At 32.1% G+C, this 19,611-nt stretch carries 21 protein-coding genes; 3 read left to right on the plus strand and 18 right to left on the minus strand.

The features are described from left to right. Window positions 1–143: 143 nt before the first annotated feature. From Z054_RS0103430 to Z054_RS0103505, 16 genes are all read right to left on the minus strand, one after another. A complete protein-coding gene (locus Z054_RS0103430; RefSeq protein WP_035090472.1) occupies window positions 144–1,319 on the minus strand; it encodes an acyl-CoA dehydrogenase family protein in 1,176 nt (391 codons plus the stop codon). Between the two features lie 34 nt (window positions 1,320–1,353). Continuing rightward, complete coding sequence (locus Z054_RS0103435; protein WP_024768696.1) at window positions 1,354–2,184, minus strand: DUF2306 domain-containing protein; 831 nt, start codon at window positions 2,182–2,184, stop codon at window positions 1,354–1,356. 336 nt (window positions 2,185–2,520) lie between these two features. Then, a complete protein-coding gene (locus Z054_RS0103440) occupies window positions 2,521–3,066 on the minus strand; it encodes a hypothetical protein (RefSeq protein WP_024768697.1) in 546 nt (181 codons plus the stop codon). Window positions 3,067–3,146: 80 nt separating this feature from the next. After that, window positions 3,147–3,599 carry a hypothetical protein gene (locus Z054_RS0103445; protein ID WP_152538452.1) on the minus strand — a complete coding sequence of 151 codons (453 nt, stop codon included), beginning with the start codon at window positions 3,597–3,599 and terminating at the stop codon, window positions 3,147–3,149. A gap of 125 nt (window positions 3,600–3,724) precedes the next feature. Beyond that, window positions 3,725–4,426 carry a DUF4386 domain-containing protein gene (locus Z054_RS0103450; RefSeq protein ID WP_024768699.1) on the minus strand — a complete coding sequence of 234 codons (702 nt, stop codon included), beginning with the start codon at window positions 4,424–4,426 and terminating at the stop codon, window positions 3,725–3,727. A 173-nt stretch (window positions 4,427–4,599) separates the two neighbouring features. After that, entirely contained in the window at window positions 4,600–5,034 is a 435-nt protein-coding gene (locus tag Z054_RS0103455) for a DUF6326 family protein (protein WP_024768700.1), read from the minus strand. A 50-nt stretch (window positions 5,035–5,084) separates the two neighbouring features. Continuing rightward, window positions 5,085–5,642, minus strand: a complete 558-nt coding sequence (locus tag Z054_RS0103460; protein ID WP_024768701.1) for a GIN domain-containing protein — start codon at window positions 5,640–5,642, stop codon at window positions 5,085–5,087. Then, the gene (locus Z054_RS0103465; protein ID WP_024768702.1) at window positions 5,629–6,009 is read right to left on the minus strand and encodes a GntR family transcriptional regulator; all 381 of its coding nucleotides are present in this window, start codon (window positions 6,007–6,009) and stop codon (window positions 5,629–5,631) included. Before Z054_RS0103465 ends, Z054_RS0103460 begins: the two co-directional genes overlap by 14 nt. A 2-nt stretch (window positions 6,010–6,011) precedes the next feature. After that, on the minus strand, window positions 6,012–6,764 hold the full coding sequence (locus Z054_RS0103470; protein WP_152538453.1) for a hypothetical protein: 753 nt from the start codon (window positions 6,762–6,764) through the stop codon (window positions 6,012–6,014). Further along, window positions 6,748–7,596 (minus strand): ABC transporter ATP-binding protein, encoded by an 849-nt coding sequence (locus tag Z054_RS0103475; protein WP_024768704.1) that lies wholly within the window; start codon window positions 7,594–7,596, stop codon window positions 6,748–6,750. Before Z054_RS0103475 ends, Z054_RS0103470 begins: the two co-directional genes overlap by 17 nt. A 320-nt stretch (window positions 7,597–7,916) precedes the next feature. After that, the gene (locus Z054_RS27820; RefSeq protein ID WP_024768705.1) at window positions 7,917–8,399 is read right to left on the minus strand and encodes a DUF2867 domain-containing protein; all 483 of its coding nucleotides are present in this window, start codon (window positions 8,397–8,399) and stop codon (window positions 7,917–7,919) included. A 57-nt stretch (window positions 8,400–8,456) separates the two neighbouring features. Then, window positions 8,457–8,972: a GNAT family N-acetyltransferase gene (locus Z054_RS0103485; RefSeq protein WP_024768706.1), complete on the minus strand. Its 516-nt coding sequence runs from the start codon at window positions 8,970–8,972 to the stop codon at window positions 8,457–8,459. Window positions 8,973–9,041: 69 nt separating this feature from the next. After that, the gene (locus Z054_RS0103490) at window positions 9,042–9,482 is read right to left on the minus strand and encodes an SRPBCC family protein (RefSeq protein WP_024768707.1); all 441 of its coding nucleotides are present in this window, start codon (window positions 9,480–9,482) and stop codon (window positions 9,042–9,044) included. Between the two features lie 66 nt (window positions 9,483–9,548). Further along, the gene (locus Z054_RS0103495; RefSeq protein WP_024768708.1) at window positions 9,549–9,890 is read right to left on the minus strand and encodes a nuclear transport factor 2 family protein; all 342 of its coding nucleotides are present in this window, start codon (window positions 9,888–9,890) and stop codon (window positions 9,549–9,551) included. Window positions 9,891–9,901: 11 nt separating this feature from the next. Next, window positions 9,902–10,633 carry a hypothetical protein gene (locus Z054_RS0103500; RefSeq protein ID WP_024768709.1) on the minus strand — a complete coding sequence of 244 codons (732 nt, stop codon included), beginning with the start codon at window positions 10,631–10,633 and terminating at the stop codon, window positions 9,902–9,904. A gap of 256 nt (window positions 10,634–10,889) precedes the next feature. Next, complete coding sequence (locus Z054_RS0103505; RefSeq protein ID WP_024768710.1) at window positions 10,890–12,353, minus strand: aminoacyl-histidine dipeptidase; 1,464 nt, start codon at window positions 12,351–12,353, stop codon at window positions 10,890–10,892. Window positions 12,354–12,533: 180 nt separating this feature from the next. Here Z054_RS0103505 and Z054_RS0103510 point away from each other — a divergent pair, with 180 nt between their 5' ends. Further along, window positions 12,534–13,598: a DUF3810 domain-containing protein gene (locus tag Z054_RS0103510; RefSeq protein WP_024768711.1), complete on the plus strand. Its 1,065-nt coding sequence runs from the start codon at window positions 12,534–12,536 to the stop codon at window positions 13,596–13,598. Window positions 13,599–13,603: 5 nt separating this feature from the next. Here Z054_RS0103510 and Z054_RS0103515 read toward each other — a convergent pair whose 3' ends face one another. Together Z054_RS0103515 and Z054_RS0103520 are read right to left on the minus strand one after the other, a co-directional pair. Further along, the gene (locus Z054_RS0103515; protein ID WP_152538454.1) at window positions 13,604–14,272 is read right to left on the minus strand and encodes a hypothetical protein; all 669 of its coding nucleotides are present in this window, start codon (window positions 14,270–14,272) and stop codon (window positions 13,604–13,606) included. Between the two features lie 144 nt (window positions 14,273–14,416). Next, window positions 14,417–15,097 (minus strand): hypothetical protein, encoded by a 681-nt coding sequence (locus tag Z054_RS0103520; RefSeq protein ID WP_024768713.1) that lies wholly within the window; start codon window positions 15,095–15,097, stop codon window positions 14,417–14,419. Window positions 15,098–15,249: 152 nt separating this feature from the next. Between Z054_RS0103520 and Z054_RS0103525 the strand changes: the two genes are divergently transcribed. Then, a complete protein-coding gene (locus Z054_RS0103525; RefSeq protein WP_024768714.1) occupies window positions 15,250–18,234 on the plus strand; it encodes an amidohydrolase family protein in 2,985 nt (994 codons plus the stop codon). Window positions 18,235–18,284: 50 nt separating this feature from the next. Continuing rightward, window positions 18,285–19,577 (plus strand): amidohydrolase family protein, encoded by a 1,293-nt coding sequence (locus Z054_RS0103530; RefSeq protein ID WP_024768715.1) that lies wholly within the window; start codon window positions 18,285–18,287, stop codon window positions 19,575–19,577. Window positions 19,578–19,611: the final 34 nt, after the last annotated feature.

Below are 19,611 nucleotides of genomic sequence, written 5' to 3' on the forward strand. Positions count from 1 at the left end.
TTTGTTTTGTATAATATCCTCTCAAAATTCTCATTCTGTAGAAGTTAAAAGACCTTTACAACCGTTTTGATTGTACTTCTTCTCCATTATCAATAAGAGTTAAACTTTCTACTTTACCACCCTCATTCTTATTAAATCGAATATTATAAAAAATCATAGCTCTTATTCTTCATTACTGATTTACTAAAATGTTCCTTTATATCTATATCAGTCATAGGTTGTAAAACTCCATATACTATCTCTTTATAAATTTTATTTGTTAAGGAATTAGGAGATAAAAATTTTGATCCCATTACGTATCTAGTTTTATTAATAATTTCTTCAGAAAAATGTGTCGAAAAATACTTTGCTACTACAGAGGCTTCAAATATTTTTTCTAATGATGTCTTATTTCCTTTTTCAAAATTTGCTATTATAGTTCCCGCATTCTCGCATAGCATGTATCCAGTTTTATATTTTATCATTAACTCCCCAAGGCTATCAAGGAAGTTTTCTGACTCGGATAACTTTTTATCATTCTTGATTTTTTTTTGACTAAACGCTTTTAAATGCAAAATCACGCAGAACGCTGCTCCTAAATAAGAACCAGGTACCAGTGCCTGGAACCATGATCTTTGATAAATTAAAAGCTCACATCCATCTTCATTTGTAGTATCCAATTTAATAACATTAGTGCTACTCACTACTAAATTTTTGAACGTAACTGATTTTGTAAACGAGCCTTTCATTGTATCTCCAAATACAGCATCTTCAAATTCAATTTTATCATCATTTGCAGGCAGAAAAAATACTGCCTTAGTCTCATTAGTTAATGTTGCTGTGAATACTAAATAATCGGCTACACCAGATAATGACATATATGGGGCCCGACCATTTATTATATAAAAATTTCTTTCTTTTTGCGCCACTATATCTTTGTTACCAGAAACCTCTTTAAAAGTTCGTACCGACCCGGTATTGGCAATCAATATTTGTTCTTTTTCTATCTTTTTTAGTAAAACTTCTCTTTTCCAATATTGTATACTTTTCTTTGGAAAAGGGAAAGAAGATAATGATGCCAGAATATAATAATGCATAGATAAAGCAACAGACACAGGAATTGATATTTCGCCAATCCTGTGCAAAATTCTGAAACATTCTTGATAAACTGTTTCTGTATTTTTCTCATGACAAGGAATAAAGGGTAGCCTTGTTGTTTTTATAAATGCATAGAATTCTTTATAGTTTTTGGTCTTCTCAACTTTATAGAGTTTATCGCACACTTTTTCCAGTTCGGTTTTTCTGTTGATTTTTTGATTATCAATTATCATATTCTTCATTTCTAAATATCGATTAGTGGATTACAGACATATCTTAAATGCGGGGAAGCCACATGCTCATGGTTGCAGCAAAAATTCCAATACCGGTTATGATGGTCAGAAAAAAAAGAAGGGTCGTCATAGCAAACTTACCCGTAGTACCACTTCGATCTTGTGCTTGAAGATAGAGTTCTAGAATGGCTAGTGGCACTAGAAATTGACCAAACCCTAGGAATACGAGAAACGGTCCCTGAAACGTCTCTGGATCAAAACCAACTGGGCCGCCATTAATAAAAAGCCAAAACATTAATCCGATACGAAAAAACCAGACACCATTAGATACCAAAAACAACCTAAGTGCCCATCGTCTGTGGGTATTAAAATCACGAGCAACGGCTGTGCGCCAAGACATAATAGCAAAAAACATAATCAAAAAAGCATTAATACTAACACTTACCTGACCAACAAGCCCGCCTATATTACCGCGAGTCCAAATCATATAAAGCCCATCAACACTAATCAATAATGCAGTGAAGATATATATACGGCCATTCCATCGATGAAAAGCACGAGCATGGATACGAATTTGGGGAATAAATTGGAGTGGCCCACCTACCATGATAATGATTGCTAATACAATATGTAATGCAACAGCTAAATTACCCATGGTTTCTCCGGGAATATATCCATGTGGAAGAACTTCATTCCATTTCTCGAAATCTCCATTTATTGCAGAACTACCATAAAAAAAAGTTACATAATATGCAAAGATCCATTGACCAATAACAGCCACAAGGAACCAAAACGTTACCGCCGCACCCAAAGCTTTATCTGCTTTTACAGTTTTAGGTTGTGCTATACTGGCACTACTATTTTCTGATTTCATTTTATTCGTTTTTTGATTGATGATGATATGATTAATACTTATTTTAAAAAAAAATTAATATGAAAGGCTTTCTTTGATTATAGAAAAGCAGTCATTTATTCTTTACATTTTCTTATTATACAACTAGTCATTATTAGACTAGCTCGTAAATAATTGTAATCGAATTGAGTTTTTTAATACTAAACTTGTACTGTTAGAAATAATTGATTAGAGCTTATTGTAAGGAATAAAATCATTCTTGTACTGTAGTCAAAAATTGCCAACAAGAGTAGTATTAACTGTATTTGTCTGATCAATTTCTTAATCTATTCCTTTTTCATTAAAGTTAGCTTGTTCTTACTTTTTTGAGATAAGATATAACATACCTGTCCTCACTATTTTGTAAGTAATTATAAATATAATAGTCAATAAAACCCCGATTCCTGTTGGCAAAATTACTCCAAACGTATATGTCATTCCAATAACAAAACCCAGTAAATGCTCTGACCTGTATAGTGGAACAAAAAATGAAACTAGACATAATCCAATCATCATATATCCTGGAAAATCCGAACCAATAGTAAAAAAGAAAGAGATCAATATCCCAAATGAAAGAGCTCCAATAAATCTATATATGATTCTGGTCATATTTTGAGGTAATCCCAATCTCTCTTTATTAACTAATCTTTGATGGATGCGATATAGTAAATACCAAGTAAGTAATGGGAGGACAATTACACCCCACCAATTTGATATCCCAGGTAAATCTTCGCGATGGAGAATATGGTGGGTTGGCACACCTTCATGGTAATAGTCCCAAATTAGATGTGTTCCTACCAATAGAGTTATTATACCAGTAAAATAGATTCGAATTTCTAACTTCTTTTTTTCATTTGATTTCATAACTATTCGTTTTCTGATTGATGATGATTGATGATAAATGTCAAATTTTTAACTTCTAATAAAAATAAGTTCGATATAGATTACCTAAATCTAAAAAGTTCCTTTATGTAGTTTTTAAAGACGTATCCCCACGGAATAACAATAAGGTCAATAGGAATTGCCATAAGAAATGGTTTAAGAAATTCTTCTGAGGTCGAATCTAATTGACCAGAAGACCATAAAGGATATGCAATACCTATGGCCCATACCGACTTATAAAATAATTGCAGTAAAAGCAAAGGCAACATTTTTAATGGATATCGTATTCCTAAGCCCATTAAAGTAGCATATGCGGCCCAGAAACTATAGGTAACTCCATCATAAGGGCCCCAAACTTCGCTAGGGTTGATAATTTCTGACCATGTACTATGCCCCAAAGTTAAAAAGGTAAGGAGGTAAATAGCTCTCATAGCATACAAATAGAACTTTGGTACTTTTTTAGTTTTTACAGAATTGTTTTCTAACGTGTTTGTGACATCGTGTTTTGATTTCATAATTGTTCGTTTTTTGATTGATGATGATTGATGATTTCTTAAAATTTAAAATGTTTAGGTTTTAAACATTTTATTTCGATATTTTATCCGGATAGATATATGTCTTAGTTGTTAGACATATGAGTTCATTTGCCCTTTTTTATCCCCATAATTAATAACCATAGGCAAGTACCTATTTCCCCTATACTCGCAGGGAGCATAACAAAGGAGGGGATTTCATAATTAGGAAAAAGCAGTCCTCCGCATACCGCTATCAAATAGCTAAAACAACCAACCATCAACAAAATGCCTAATACTTTAGGAAGAAAACCTGATTTAAAAACCAAATATCCAAAAGGAAAGAGCCAAAGTCCCCAAAATACCTCAACAATAAGAATTCCATTATGATAAGATTCCAAAAGTAACATTACCTGTGCCTGTAACTGTTCTGTAGTATACACTTTAAGATATTCTGCATTACCAATTAAAGAAAGAACATCAACTTTGTTTTGTATATTCAAATAAGAAATAGGAACACTAATGATTGCAAATACTACCATTAATATTGCAGAATTTTTATGAACTGGTTTAAGCAATTTGTATAAAACTATCGGTAACATTATATAACATACATAGCTAATCAATCCACTTAAAATCCCCATTCGAAATAACAGTTCTGATGTCACTATATTGTTAAATGTAATAGAGGCATCATCCCATACTATAAGTTTTGAAGGTACATACACTAGATTAAAGATTCCAGTTAGTACAACGCTTAAATAAAACAATCCTGCTATTCTTGCAGTCCTATTTTGTGCATGATAATCTTCGTTTTTTATTAAATCCATAGTGTTCGTTTTTTGATTGATGATGATTGCCTTTTGAAAATATTGGAAACAAAACTCCCATAGTAAAAAGTAATATCTATACTTAATACTGTTCTTTTATATAGTAGGTTATAGGATAAAAAGTGTGTGTTTTACAACTATATCGCTACTGTGATTTATTATGTATGTTGTTTCTAAGCTTCCTGCTTAGGCCATTTCAAGGCATAGCGAATGATTAATAAACTCAGAGCAATTTCTATCACCCCTAAAAACATATAGTATATTGTCCAGGGTGTAGGGTTTATCATCGTAAGAGCCATTATAATAGTGTAAAGGCTACCAACAATGATATTTAACCAGCGATTTATGTTTGGTTTTAGTAATAGAGACAATGAAATCATCACTGCAGGAATAGCCATACTTATTGCAAAAGCCAGAATTATCGTAGGAGTTGTTTCACCAATAGGGGTGACTTTAGCTATCATATCTTCTATTGCTCCGGGTACGAATAAAGAGAAAAAATCTCCATAAATATAACATACTATAAGTGAGGTCCACAATGCAGAAAGTTTTAGCTTTACATTGATTTTATAATCTTCTAATATTTTGTTTTTTTTGATTAAATCCATACTATTCGTTTTTTGATTGATGATGATAATTTAATTTTCTTCTCTATTGATTAGTTAGAGAAATCAATTTCATTCGTATTCCCTTTTAATTTTACATTAGATCCAGGAGTAGCAGAGCATTTAACCGACTCATATGATAGTTCGAGATTTCCATTACTATCATCTGTAAATTCCAGTATTAAATCTTTTCCAGAAACTGTTCCTTTTGTTTCGAAATATGATTCTGAGTTCACCTGTAGTGAATCCAATTGATGATTAGAAACAAATATTCTCACGGTATCTCCTTTTTCCTCTCTCTTTGTTTTTTCTATGATTAATTTTTTATCCTTCACTTCAGTTTTGATATGTATCAATAAATTTTCTGAGGCTTCTACTTTTACTTCAGTTATACTATCTTGTTTAAAAAAAACTTCAATACCATGACTAACCGATATCTTGCTAAACGCAGAAACAATTCTTGTTTCAGATATCATATTCTCTGTATATCGAATTGCATTCTCTCGAAGTTCTCCTTTCCTCACATTATCATGTATAGAAAACTGAAAAGCCAGAAAAAAAAGAATAACAGCTCCTAATGCACCTATTACAATCCAATTACTTGTTTTCATGATCTATATTATTTAGATATTGATTAAATGAGTCTTTTACTTCTTCAAATTTTATATCAAGCAGTCCCATTTTTTTAAATATATCCGGAAGAAGTTCTTCCATAAATTCTTTTCTTTTAATATCGAGAACCTTGTTGTATCCATTTTCTGAAACAAAATACCCTATCCCTCTTTTGTTATAGATTACCTCTTGTTCCTGCAAATAGGTAAAAGCCCTTATCGCAGTGTTAGGGTTTACCTCTACCATAACAGCAATCTCTCTCACAGAAGGTATTCTTTCATCCTCCTGCCATCTTTTTACAAGTATATTCTCATAGAAAAAATCTACGATTTGTAAATAAATAGGTTTGCTGTCATCAAAATCCATCCTTATACTTCCTTTTCAACTATCTTAAAATAACTTGCCAATAGCATTAATGGCACAAAAATGCCCATAAAAAATCCTTTTCCCATTCCAGAAAAATCTTGTCCTGTCTTATCAAATGCTTCTGAAGCTAGTCCTTCTCCCGAAAATACATCATACCCATAATTGAGCATCCCGAAAAGCATCATATTGAGTACTACCAGCCCAAAAACAAATAATACAACTACAAGTAATGTTTTTCCTACTCTATTTTTATTAAATGCGATAGCACCATAAAGAAATACGGGTTGTATGACAAAATACACCTTAACCAGTTGCCAGTAACTTTCTGAAAATATAGGCAACAGGTGAAAATTCGTTTCAGAAAACATGCTACCAAGTATAATTGTTATTTGTCCGACCAAAAAACCAAGGAATGAAAATACAAGAGTATATACCACAAAAGTACTAAGCCAGGCTGCAGCTATTCTTTCATAAGATGAAACGGGTAATGAAAAATATAAATGGTTTGATTTTTGGTTATGCGCTTCTTTAAAAGTTGAAAAAATGAATAGTACTCCTAGCCCTACATAAAATTTACCAAATATGCTCGTAAATTCGCCACTCGAAATCTGATGATCTCCTCGTAAACTAAACAAAAAGACAATAAAAAAAATAGCGCTGGCAACAGATAAAGTAGTAAGTATTGCTCCCTTTAGAAGTATGATATCTCTATATATAAAACTGCCTATTCTCTTAATGTTAAATTGCTCCATCATGAAATGTATTTAAGGCATTATTAATTCTATTAGACTCGCTTAAAATGGCATTAAATAATAATTCGAGATCCACTTCTGTCTCATCTCTATCTTGTCTAAAAAGCATAGCTTTTCCTCCAAAAGATGTTTCAGAATAAATAATAGATTCTTTTGCATCTCGTGTAGGTTTTCCAAACCATAAATGTTCAGAAACATTAGACAATGGTTGATCAAATGCTACTTTAGATTGATCCAATATCACTACATGATTTATCAAACTATGTAAATCCCGGACCTGATGGGTAGAAATAATAATACATTTTCCCTCATCAACCGCCAGAGCCATAATCTTCCTAAATTGACTTTTTGATGGGATATCCAACCCATTAGTTGGCTCATCCATAAGCAGGAGCTTCGTATTTGTTGCAATTCCAAATGCAATAAGTACTTTCTTCTTATTACCAAAAGAAAGAGTTGATATATTTTCATCAGCCGAGAGCTTAAATTCTTCTATTAATTTATAAAATTGATCCCGAGAGAACCCTGGATAAAAAGGAGAATTTACTTGTTCATAAGTAGAAATCTTAAGTCCTGGTAATTCAAAATCTTCTGGTACCATAAAAATATCCTGAAGACATTTTACATTTCTTCCTGAAATATTTTCACCCAAAACCCGATAATAACCCGCTTTTGGGAATAACAATCCAGTCATTATCTTCATTAATGTACTCTTTCCTTCACCATTCTTACCAAAAAGCCCATAAATGTTTCCCGGGATAAAATCTAAAGTGATATTATCCAGGATTATTTTGCTTTTTGGGTAATAGAACCGTAAGTCTTTAATTTGAATCATGGTTAGTGTATTAGTCATCTAGTACACTACAAATATATCTAAGAGAAATCAATAAACCAAAGGTTTTTTATTTTATTGATTATCTGCCAGTTAACCTATTAAAATCAAAACAACGCTTAGGCCAGATATAGTAAAGGTTTTCGGAATATTACATTTTTAGAATTATAATATTGAAAATTGACGCTCTTCTAATTAAATATTCCAATTTTTAAAGAATTTTTAAAGTTATAGAAGGTCATTATGCTGTCTTATGGGCTTTCTTTTTTTCTATAAGCAACAATTCTTTTTCCATTTTTCTAAATATTTTTTTCATAAAATATTTAGAAAAATGGTTTCACAAAAAAGAAATATATTTTTCCCAAGGTATTATGAATTTTCACCACAGTTGCTAGTTCTATTATCGTGTCTTTCTCCTCTTTATAGCTAATAAAAGATAGTTTAAAATCTAAATGTTTATCTGTTTGTCCTGTTAATAATTCTATATCATTCTTATCCAGTACATCAAATATTGCAATACTATCCCCAATATTACCTTCAAATTCGTTCAAATATGCTTCTCTTTCTATATGGGTTAGTTTAGTTGCCGTTTTTAGTCCCATTTTTTTGGCTATTTTCTCTCTAGAGAGTAATAGTTTTGTAAAAAACGGTGAGAAGGATTTAAAGAATGCCACCATGCAATCTTTTGGTTTAGGCACTTCATTTAATAATGTGGTTCTTAATTGAAAAACATCACTATAACTTACTTCTTTACTTTGTTTAGTAATTAGATATTCTTTATTTAGTTCTATCTCTATTATTTTCATTTTTTAAAAACTAAAGTCTCATTATTATTCTTTATTTACTATTGTTATAGCATACTACTACATCTTTTTATTTAAGATATAATACCTATGTTCATCCCAAATTTTATCATTCTTAATAATTGCCTTTTGGAATATTCCTTCTTTTTTAAATCCACTTTTTTCGAGAACCCTCATCGAAGTAGTGTTATATTCAATAATTCCTGCATATATTCTAATCAGGTTTAATTTTTCAAATCCATATTCGGTTATCTGGTCTACGGCTTTTGTAGTAATTCCTTTACCCCAATATGGTTCTCCCAGCCAATACCCTATTTCTGCAGATTTTCTATATATATCATTTTGTAACATAAGAGATATAACTCCGCAAAGTTCCCCTCTAAACTCTATCCCAAAGCTTACCGCAGGATCCTGTTGTATTGTCATCTCAATAAAGGATGTAGCATCCTTTTCATCATAAGGGTTAGGGAAATAATCTCTTAAATTATTTGATATATTACTATTGTTGGCAAGTTTTGCCATTTGTGATTTATCAGATTCTTCAAGCTCTCTTATTTTAATTTCTCTATTATCCATAATTCATTAAGTTATTGATAAACCCAAGCAATGATATGGCAATTTATGAAGGTAATTTTCATTCTGCACTTATTTTTTCGACATCAAATATTCTTTTAAACTACTTTTAATAAAGTATTCCCAGCCTCCTATACAGCTCTCTCGTGCAAATTCTGGAATGTCCGATGGAAAACTGTGTATTATTTCGGTTATCAACCTAAGTTTTACATGGTTCTCATTTTTAAACAATTCGAATGTTACGAATGAATCTCCACTATATTCTTTATATCTCCAACCATATTTTATTTTCTGATATGGTATTACTTCTGTTATCTTCCAGAGGTGTGTAAATTTTCGATTTTCGACCTCGACAACAAATTGTGTTTCAAATCCTTCTTTTGCTTCAAACGATTCAATTTGTTCAAAAAACCATTTTTTCATTTGGTCTAACTCTGTTATGGCTTTCCAAACATTTTTTGGTGTTGTCATATAAGTTTCTTCTACTACAATTGGTACATCTATATTTTTCATATGACAAAATATTTTAACTATGCATTTTATTTTCTCCTCTCTTCTATTGAGCAGCTTTTGTTTTTCTCATCGTTTTCTAATAAAATGAACTTTTGATATTAAATCGTTTTCAATTTCATAGATCACTACTACTTCATTAAAACCAACTCCTTTTCTACCAGTTACTTGTTCTCTATCAATTACTTTGTTCCCAAATACTATTCTATTTGTAATAGTCGCTCTAAGTTTTGGAGAATTCTCAAAGACATCTTGATAAACTTCTTTTAGTTTTGAAATGTTATCGATAAATGGTTCTGACTCAAGAAAATTATAAATTTTGATATCAGCAGTATAAAAAGATAAAAAATCAGGTAAATTTCTATCATTATATGCATCTAATTGGTCTTGTACTATTTTTTCTGGATTCATTTTTATCTATCCTATTTTTCTATTAATGTTGGAAAATTGTCAAGATCAACATCCGGTAGTTTTTCATTGCAATTCTTTATTATTTTCCCAAGTAAATAAGGGCCCGTTTCTTTTTCATACCCCAGCCGAATATAAGTATAACAATCATTTTCTCTTAGATCTGTAAATTCTGTTGAAAAATAAGAAATACCCGTTTTATCACTTGTATCAGATTCATCTCCAAAATAGAAGCTTGAAGCTATATCTGCTTTTCCATTTTGAGTATGATTTGATTTATCAAATTCTGTCATCTCAATTTTATAATCGATTGTAGTATAGTTAAGTCTTTTAATTATAACGGCAACTGCAAGATTACCTTTTTTACCCGTTAATGTTATTCGACGACCTATTTCTGGAGTTTCGGGGAAATAAATAGTATCTGTATCATTTAAAATCAACAGATTATCAGAAAGTGTGATCTTCTTCTCTCTTAATTTTTTGAGTCCATCAATAAATTTATCTGAATAGTCAGACTTATTTTTAATACTTATTTCTGTTTCTTTTTTATCAATATCATTTTCCTTATCATCAGAAAGATCTACTCTCTTATTAGTATATGAACTATCTGTAGCTATTGTTTTTGTTGTATCTACAAGAATCGAAGATGCTTTTTCATTCGTCTGTGAGTTACTACACCCCAATACACTCATTATGATTAGAGTTGTTACTATATTTTTTGTCTTTACTATTTTAAGATGATTCATAATAATTCTGTGGTAATTATTTAATTTAAAAAAGACAAGAGGCGTTTTCTACTATAGTTTAAAAGTAATTAATTCAAGTGAATATGGTAAGAAAATTCTACAACAATGAATTAAAGTTATTATAAAATGATCTTAATACATACTTCTATAAACCAATAGGTCTATCTTACTTATACCAGACGTCGTGCCCTTGTATAAGTAAGATAGACCTATATGCTATCAATACTTTGATTAACAGTTATAGTCAAAAAGACAATTACTGTTTCTTTGGAGTTTCTTTTAAGATTTCTTTTACGAATTTCCAGTATTTTTGTACTGATGAGATGCTTGTTCTTTCATCTGGTGAATGTGCTCCCAAAATTGTTGGTCCAAACGATATCATATCCATATCTGGATAATTCTGCCCCAGGATACCACATTCTAGTCCTGCATGACAGGCAGCTACGTGTGCTTTTTCACCATTAAGGTTTTGATACAATTCATCCATTACTTTCAAAATTGGAGAATTCATATTAGGAGCCCAACCGGGGTAATCCCCACTAGTAGTTACTTCACATCCTATTAATTCAAAAGTAGCTCTCAACTTGTTTGCAAGATCCAACTTAGAAGATTCTACACTACTTCGGGTTAGACATTCGATAGTGATATCTCCTTTTCCTATCGTTATTTTAGCAATGTTATTAGAGGTTTCTACCAAGTCAGAGATTGAAGCGCTCATAGTATACACTCCATTATGTGCAGCATACAATGCCTTTATTACTCCTTCCTGAACACCTAACTCCATTACCTGTGCTGGTAGATCTGTAGTATTAATTTCTATAGTAAGATCAGGGTCTGCGATAGAAAGTTCATTCTGGATTGTTTTAGATAACTCTCCTATTTCGAATTCAAAAGCTTTTGCCTGTACTGCATCTACTACAATTATAGCGAAGCTCTCTCTTGGGATTGCATTACGCAAGCTTCCTCCTTTTACTTCACTAATCTGTAAGCCAAAATTCTCAAAACCATCAAATAACAGTCTATTCATTATTTTATTAGCATTCCCTAATCCTTTATGAATATCCATACCAGAATGCCCTCCACTAAGTCCTGTAATAGCAATAGTATACCCTACTTTACCATCTGTAATTGGTTCTTCTTTGTAATTTCTTTTTGCTGTAACATCAATTCCGCCAGCACAACCAACTCCTATTTCATCATCTTCCTCGGTATCCAGGTTTAATAATATATCTCCATGTAACCATCCTCCTTCTAATCCCATCGCTCCTGTCATTCCTGTTTCTTCATCAATGGTAAATAATGCCTCGATAGCAGGATGTGCAATATCTGTAGATTCGAGAATTGCCATAATAGTAGCTACTCCTAATCCATTATCGGCACCAAGAGTTGTTCCTTTGGCTCTTACCCAATCTTCATCGATATACATTTCTATACCTTGAGTATCAAAATCAAAATCGGTATCTGAATTTTTTTGATGCACCATATCCAGGTGAGATTGCATCACTACCACTTTGCGATCCTCCATTCCCGAAGTAGCCGGTTTTCTAATTAGAACATTACCAACCTTGTCTATCTCGGTAGTTAATCCTAATGATTCTCCAAAATCTTTCATAAACGCAATGACACGTTCTTCTTTTTTTGAAGGTCTTGGAACCGCATTAAGATCTGCAAATTTATTCCATATCACTTTGGGTTCAAGGCTTCTTATTTCTGAATTCATAATTGATGTTTAAATATTGTCAGCGTTATATTATAGATATTTAGCAAAATTCTAAATTTTAAATCAAGTATCAAAGCTTAGAGCTATCAAAGTCATAAAGTTTCTAAAGTCAAACGAATAGATCCTAAAAAAATTCTTAATTCTTCATTCTAAATTGAGAATTGTAAATATCTTTATCCCATGCAATCTAAGACAAAACTTTATCTTACAATATTACTTCCTATTCAAATCATTCTTATTCAGATCCTTTCTTTTTTTCCTGAGGTTATAGAACAGTTATATAGTAATGGCTTGTTTGTTTATATCTCCAAGGCTTTACGATATGTATTTGGATGGCTTCCATTTTCTTTTGGAGACATTTTATACTGTGTTTTAATTATTATGCTAATACGTTTTTTATTTAAAAAGGTATTTAAGAAGCATTTGTTATGGAAAGAAATAGTATTGGATATTGGCGCTACTTTATCAATTGTGTATGCGTGTTTTCATATCCTTTGGGGAATGAATTACTATAGATTGCCCTTACATGAGATATTACAATTAGATGACAAATATACTGAAGAAGAACTGGTTACCGTTTCAGAAAAATTAATAATTCAAGCCAATTCTTTACATCTACAACTAGAACCTAATGATTCTCTACCTATACGCATACCATATTCTAAAGAAGAAATATTTCAAAAAACAATTCCTGCTTACGATCAGTTACATCAAATATTTCCTGTATTACAATATCACCCTAAAAGTATTAAAACGTCTATATTAAGTCTTCCTCTAACTTACATGGGGTTTAGTGGGTATTTAAATCCTATTACCAATGAAGCGCAAGTAAATGGATTAATACTTAATTACAAGACACCTACCACTAGTTGTCATGAAGAAGCACATCAATTAGGATTTGCCAAAGAAAATGAAGCTAATTTTATAGCTGCATTGACCACTATGAATTATGATGATGTATATTTTAACTATAGCGGAGCTACCTTTGCCTTAAAATTTTGCTTAAACGATCTTTATCTTCGTAATGAAGAAAAAGCAATTTGTCTTATCGAAAAGTTAAGACCAGGTATTAGAAGAAATTATATTGAAGTAAATGAGTTCTGGGAATCTTATGAAAATCCCCTGGAACCCATTTTTAAAAGTACTTATGATAGTTATTTAAAAGCTAATAACCAACCTGATGGTATGGATACCTATAGTTATGTCGTAGCGTTATTAGTTAATTATTATAAGACCAGATTATAGAGTAACTATAGGGTATTATAATAACCCACAATTCTAATTAGATCATTTTCTTTTTTATAATTAAGCCCTTTTGAGGAAACGTACTTTTCGATTTCGTTCTTTTTATCTTCCAAAACTTTCAATATATCTTTCTGTTTTAATTTGATTTTAAGTAAATCACCTCCAGCCTTCAATATGAAATAACTACGTTTTTCTATATATTTATCATTCGTTGTCTTTTCATAAGCATCAATTGCATTTTGACCTTGCTTTACCTTCTTTTCTACCTTCATAACCAAAGAATTCTTCCCTTCTTTTAAAAAGACAAAGAACTGCTTTGTTCCTTCATAATCTAACATCTTATAAACATATCCTTCGTCCAAAACAACTCGGATATTCTCTCTTTTCAAAACATTGAATATTTCTGTAACTTCAATTTCATCATTTATAGTATTATATCTAACATAGGCTCTACGCATTTTTTTTCCGTTTACGTATACTGAAGCAAGCTTATTTTCATTTTCATAGTACTGATGCCCAAGAACAGTATTCTTTAGAGGCTTCTTAACAACTACTCGAGTCCCATAAGCACTCATATTTGCTGTTTCTTCAGCTCCAGCAACCGAACCAATTTTAGTTTGTCCGATAACCAGACAATTTTGCAATAATAAAAGCACTACAAACAATTTTTTCATTTTCTTTAATTTAAATTTTCCCGAAGTAAAGAAACAACTTTTATACATAATATCACCCTTTGCTAAAATACCATTTAACAATCTGATATATTACATGTCAATTCTAAATTCAGATAAAATTAAATAGATAAGTCAATTATAAAGTTATAAAGTATTATAATAGTTAATAATCTTAATCAGGTCTTTTTCCTTCTTAAAACTTAGTTTTTTTGAAGAGGCAAACTTTTCAAGTCCATCTTTTTTATCCAAAACTTTAAGAATGTCCTTTTTCTTAAGTTTTACTTTTTGAACCTCTCCTTTTTTATTGTTAATTATAAAGTATTTATTATTCTCAATATACTTTGAAGGAGTACTAGCATCATAACTGGTTACCGCTTCTTTCCCTTGTTTTATTTTCTTCAATGCTTTCACCCCCAGAGAGAATGGTCCTTTATTATACACAACAAAAAATTGTCTATCTCCTTCATAATTAAATAATTTATAACTATACTTTTTAAGAGCAACTTCTAAGTTATCTACTTTTAGCATATTAAATCTTTTATTATCATCTACATATTCTAGTTCTCCATTAAAAGCATTGTATCTAACTAAACATTGACGTACTTGTTTTTTATTCACATATATTGTTGCCATTACATTATTCTCTTCAAAATACTGATGCCCTTTAATAGAAGCGTTTCGAGCTTTTTGTCTTACTATAATTGTTGAGCTAAAAGGCCCTATCGCTGTCTTACCCCCAGGATCTGAGGCTCCTCCTCCAAAGGTTTCCTGCCCAATCATTACAGTACTACTCATCAATAAAAAAAGAATAAAAAAGTTTTTCATTATTATAAATTTTGTTGTTAATATTTTGGTAAATTTCTAAAAATTCATAAATATACTAGTACAAGTGATGTTAAAACAATCTTAATTAACAACCTCTTTTTATTTCAACCATTATCTTTAAAACCAATTCAATTTTACTTTACACTACACTTATGAAAAAACTTCTATTATCGCTTACGGTGATATGCGGAATTTTAAATTCTTACTCTCAGGATTATTTCCCCAAAAATGATGGGGTTAATACTACAAATTCTAATTATACCGTATTTAAAAACGCAACGATTCACACAACGCCAGATACTGAGATCAAAAATGGAACTCTAGTTATCCAAAAAGGTAAAATTGTACAGGTAGGAAATTCTATTTCCGCTCCTGCCAATAGTGTGATAATTGACCTTAAAGGAAAACATATTTACGCTTCTTTTATTGATCCGTTCACCAATTTTGGTATCGAAAAACCTAAACGAAAAGGAGGAAGTCCTTTTAGTGGTAACCCACAATATCAAGCATCCCGAGAAGGCTATTACTGGAACGATCACATTCGTCCTGAAACTAATGCCTTAACCTCCTTTAAATATGATGCAAAAAAAGCAACAGAATATGTAAAAGAAGGATTTGGAGTACTTAATACTCATATGCCCGACGGTATTGTAAGAGGAACTGGGTTATTGGTAGCTCTAAATAATGAAGGTACAGAAGGTGATCGATTATTAAGTGATCGCTCATCACAGTTCTTATCTTTTTCTAAGAGTAATAAAAGTAAACAGATATACCCTACATCCTTAATGGGAGCTATGGCACTTCTAAGACAAGTATACCACGATGCCGATTGGTATGCAGGTGGTAATGCCACTAACAAAGATCTATCTCTGGAAGCTTTAAACAGGAACAAAAATCTTCCTCAAATTTTTGAAGCGGGAAGCAGAATAAATGGTTTTAGAGCTGATAAGGTTGGTGATCAATTTAAAATGCAATACATACTTGTTGGTGGTGGAGATGAATATGCCAGGATCGACAAGGTAAAAGCTACCAATGCCAAATATATAATTCCTCTGGATTTTCCTGAAGCCTATGATGTTTCAGATCCTTTTATGGCTAACCTGGTAAGCCTAGGAGATATGAGACATTGGAACCAGGCCCCAACAAACCCTTCTGTATTATCAAAAAATGGAATTACCTTTTCTTTGACTACACATAAATTAAAAAAGATAGCCGATCTAAAAGGCAGAATTGCAAAAGCAATTGAGTATGGCTTGGATAAAAAAATTGCCATTGCAGCTCTAACAACCATACCTGCACAGATTTTAGGAAAAAGTAATCTTTTAGGAAGTATTAAAAAAGGAAGCTATGCCAACTTTCTAATCACCAAAAGTGAATTATTTTCAAAAGACAATATTATTTATGAGAACTGGGTGCAGGGTCGTAAAAATATAGTGAATGATATGAATGTTACCGATATTAATGGTAACTATGAGCTAACCGTTGCCGGAAAAACGTATGATATGTCAATTTCGGGAAAGCCCACAAAACCTAAAGCCGAAATAAAACTTGGCGACACAAAATTAGGATCCAAAATAAACTATAAGAATGATTGGGTAACTATTACTTTTACCGATACAGACACTACTAAGGCTAAATACACTAGGATTGTATCCAGTATTGCCGGCACTCCTAATTTTTGGAGTGGTAAAGCTATTCTTCCTAATGGAGCACAAACTTCTTTTTCTGTTAAAAAGAAACCAGAAAAAGCTTCTGAAAAAAAGGGTAAAAAATCAACCGATAAAAAAGAAAAACCCGAAGTTCTTCCTGTTGTATATCCTAATATAGCATATGGAAATTCTCAAGTACCAAAATCAGAGTCGTTACTATTTAAAAACGCAACAGTTTGGACCAATGAAACCGATGGAGTTTTAACAGAGACCGATGTATTAGTCAAAAATGGTAAAATCTCTGCTATTGGTAAAAACCTTAATGATAGTAACGCCAAAATAATTGATGCTACCGGAAAACATCTTACCTCTGGTATTGTTGACGAGCATTCTCATATCGCAGCGGCTGCCATTAATGAAGCTGGACATAATTCTTCTGCCGAAGTAACTATCGAAGATGTTGTATCTCCCGATGATATTGATATTTATAGAAATCTGGCCGGTGGTGTAACCTCTATTCAGATTCTTCATGGTTCTGCAAATCCAATAGGAGGACGTTCTGCAATCATAAAATTAAAATGGGGACAGAGCGCTAATAACCTTATTTATCCCAATTCACCTAAGTTTATCAAATTCGCATTAGGCGAGAATGTAAAACAAAGTAACTGGCAAAGTTTTAGCCGTTTTCCACAATCAAGAATGGGAGTTGAACAATTATATATAGATTACTTCTCTCGTGCAAAAGAATATCATAAACTTAAAACAAGTGGTAAACCGTATCGCAAGGATACCGAAATGGAAACCTTAGCAGAAATTATAAACGGTCAACGTTATATTAGCTGCCATTCTTATGTGCAAAGTGAGATCAATATGTTAATGAAGGTTGCCGAAAAATTTAATTTTAAAATTAACACCTTTACCCATATCCTCGAGGGATATAAGCTAGCAGATAAAATGGTAGCTCATGGTGTTGGAGGATCTACCTTCTCTGACTGGTGGGCATACAAATACGAGGTTAATGACGCCATTCCTTATAATGCAGCTATTATGCATAAACAAGGTGTAGTTACTGCAATTAATAGTGATGATGGAGAAATGTCTCGTCGTCTTAATCAGGAAGCTGCAAAATCCGTAAAATACGGTGGTGTAAGTGAAGAAGATGCGTTGAAATTTGTAACTCTTAACCCTGCCAAACTATTACATATCGATGACAAAGTAGGGAGTATTAAAATAGGTAAAGATGCAGATTTAGTATTATGGACAGATCATCCACTATCTATATATGCTAAAGCAGAAAAAACTATAATCGAAGGAGCCGTGTATTTTGATCTTGAAAAAGATAAGGCTATGAGAAAATCTATTGCAGCAGAAAGAAATAAGCTTTCTACTATGCTTTTAAAGGCAAAAAACAGCGGTCTTAAAACACAGCCTGCCAAGAAGAAGGAAAAGCAACATTTCGAGTGCGAAACTTTAGAAACTATTAATTAAACAAAATATAGATCAGACTAAGCTTGTCGAAGTCTAAAATCATAAAGAATATGAAAAAAATAGTATTCATAATAGCACTGTGTATTATTTCCTTTGGAAAAGTAACAGCGCAGCAAACCCCAGCAAAAGTTCAGAGTGAAGCAATAACGATCACTGGTGCTACAGCACATATCGGTAATGGAGAAGTTATTGAAAATAGTATTATCATTTTTGAAAATGGAAAGATAACAGCAATAGGTACTAATGGAAGTGCCTCTGCAAGAGGAACCGTAATTGACGCTTCTGGAAAACATATCTATCCTGGTTTTATAGCTCCAAATTCTACCTTAGGATTAGTAGAAATAGGTGCTGTTCGCGCTACAGATGACGATAGTGAAATTGGAAATTACAACCCACATATTCGAAGCATTATTGCCTACAATGCAGAGAGTAAAATTGTCGAAAGTATGCGTCCTAATGGTGTTTTAATGGCACAGGTTACCCCTCGTGGTGGTAGAATTTCGGGAACATCATCGATTGTGCAATTAGATGCATGGAATTGGGAAGATGCAACTATAAAAGTAGATGATGGTATCCATATCAATTGGCCAAGTTCCTTTACAAGGGGTCGTTGGTGGCTTGGTGAAGATCCAGGATATAAACCCAATAAAAAATATGCAGAACAAATAACAGAATTGGTAGATTTTATACATCAATCCAAGGCTTCCGTTAAATCAACTAAGACAACAGGAAATCTTCCTCACCATGCAATGAAAGGTGTTTTTGATGGATCAAAAACTTTGTTTGTACATGTAAATACAGAAAAAGAAATTTTGGATGTGCTTAGTTTTTCTAAAGAAAATAATATCAAGAAAATAGTTTTAGTAGGCGCCTATGAAGCTTATAAAGTTGCAGCACAGCTAAAACAAAACAATGTTCCAGTTCTAACTACAAGAACACACTCTACTCCCAGACAAGAAGATGAAGATTATGATTTACCATATAAAAACGCAAAATTATTGATGGATGCTGGAGTGCTAGTTGCATTACAGAATAGCGGGCAAATGGAGCGTGCTAATGCACGTAATTTACCGTTTCAGGCAGGAACTGTTGCTGCACATGGATTAGATAAAGAAAAGGCTTTACAACTCATTACTGGTAACAGTGCCAAAATTCTGGGTATTGATAATATTACCGGAACTCTTGAAGTTGGTAAAGATGCAACTCTATTTATTAGTATAGGTGATGCCCTTGATATGCGTACAAATCAATTAGAGAAAGCTTTTATCCAAGGACGTGATATTAGCTTAGAAAGCCATCAGACTAAGTTATGGAAACGATACAGTGAGAAATACACTAAATAATAGTCCTAAATACTCTTATTAGAGAAGTAAAATC

Origin of the sequence: Aquimarina macrocephali JAMB N27 (genome assembly GCF_000520995.1) — a bacterium.
In the GTDB taxonomy this organism is placed as follows: domain Bacteria; phylum Bacteroidota; class Bacteroidia; order Flavobacteriales; family Flavobacteriaceae; genus Aquimarina; species Aquimarina macrocephali.

Bases quoted from the DNA above. Each gene is read 5' to 3' on its own strand.
- Z054_RS0103430 (WP_035090472.1), bottom strand. From the start codon at position 1,319: ATGAAGAATATGATAATTGATAATCAAAAAATCAACAGAAAAACCGAA.
- Z054_RS0103435 (WP_024768696.1), bottom strand. From the start codon at position 2,184: ATGAAATCAGAAAATAGTAGTGCCAGTATAGCACAACCTAAAACTGTA.
- Z054_RS0103440 (WP_024768697.1), bottom strand. From the start codon at position 3,066: ATGAAATCAAATGAAAAAAAGAAGTTAGAAATTCGAATCTATTTTACT.
- Z054_RS0103445 (WP_152538452.1), bottom strand. From the start codon at position 3,599: ATGAAATCAAAACACGATGTCACAAACACGTTAGAAAACAATTCTGTA.
- Z054_RS0103450 (WP_024768699.1), bottom strand. From the start codon at position 4,426: ATGGATTTAATAAAAAACGAAGATTATCATGCACAAAATAGGACTGCA.
- Z054_RS0103455 (WP_024768700.1), bottom strand. From the start codon at position 5,034: ATGGATTTAATCAAAAAAAACAAAATATTAGAAGATTATAAAATCAAT.
- Z054_RS0103460 (WP_024768701.1), bottom strand. From the start codon at position 5,642: ATGAAAACAAGTAATTGGATTGTAATAGGTGCATTAGGAGCTGTTATT.
- Z054_RS0103465 (WP_024768702.1), bottom strand. From the start codon at position 6,009: ATGGATTTTGATGACAGCAAACCTATTTATTTACAAATCGTAGATTTT.
- Z054_RS0103470 (WP_152538453.1), bottom strand. From the start codon at position 6,764: ATGATGGAGCAATTTAACATTAAGAGAATAGGCAGTTTTATATATAGA.
- Z054_RS0103475 (WP_024768704.1), bottom strand. From the start codon at position 7,596: ATGATTCAAATTAAAGACTTACGGTTCTATTACCCAAAAAGCAAAATA.
- Z054_RS27820 (WP_024768705.1), bottom strand. From the start codon at position 8,399: ATGAAAATAATAGAGATAGAACTAAATAAAGAATATCTAATTACTAAA.
- Z054_RS0103485 (WP_024768706.1), bottom strand. From the start codon at position 8,972: ATGGATAATAGAGAAATTAAAATAAGAGAGCTTGAAGAATCTGATAAA.
- Z054_RS0103490 (WP_024768707.1), bottom strand. From the start codon at position 9,482: ATGAAAAATATAGATGTACCAATTGTAGTAGAAGAAACTTATATGACA.
- Z054_RS0103495 (WP_024768708.1), bottom strand. From the start codon at position 9,890: ATGAATCCAGAAAAAATAGTACAAGACCAATTAGATGCATATAATGAT.
- Z054_RS0103500 (WP_024768709.1), bottom strand. From the start codon at position 10,633: ATGAATCATCTTAAAATAGTAAAGACAAAAAATATAGTAACAACTCTA.
- Z054_RS0103505 (WP_024768710.1), bottom strand. From the start codon at position 12,353: ATGAATTCAGAAATAAGAAGCCTTGAACCCAAAGTGATATGGAATAAA.
- Z054_RS0103510 (WP_024768711.1), top strand. From the start codon at position 12,534: ATGCAATCTAAGACAAAACTTTATCTTACAATATTACTTCCTATTCAA.
- Z054_RS0103515 (WP_152538454.1), bottom strand. From the start codon at position 14,272: ATGAAAAAATTGTTTGTAGTGCTTTTATTATTGCAAAATTGTCTGGTT.
- Z054_RS0103520 (WP_024768713.1), bottom strand. From the start codon at position 15,097: ATGAAAAACTTTTTTATTCTTTTTTTATTGATGAGTAGTACTGTAATG.
- Z054_RS0103525 (WP_024768714.1), top strand. From the start codon at position 15,250: ATGAAAAAACTTCTATTATCGCTTACGGTGATATGCGGAATTTTAAAT.
- Z054_RS0103530 (WP_024768715.1), top strand. From the start codon at position 18,285: ATGAAAAAAATAGTATTCATAATAGCACTGTGTATTATTTCCTTTGGA.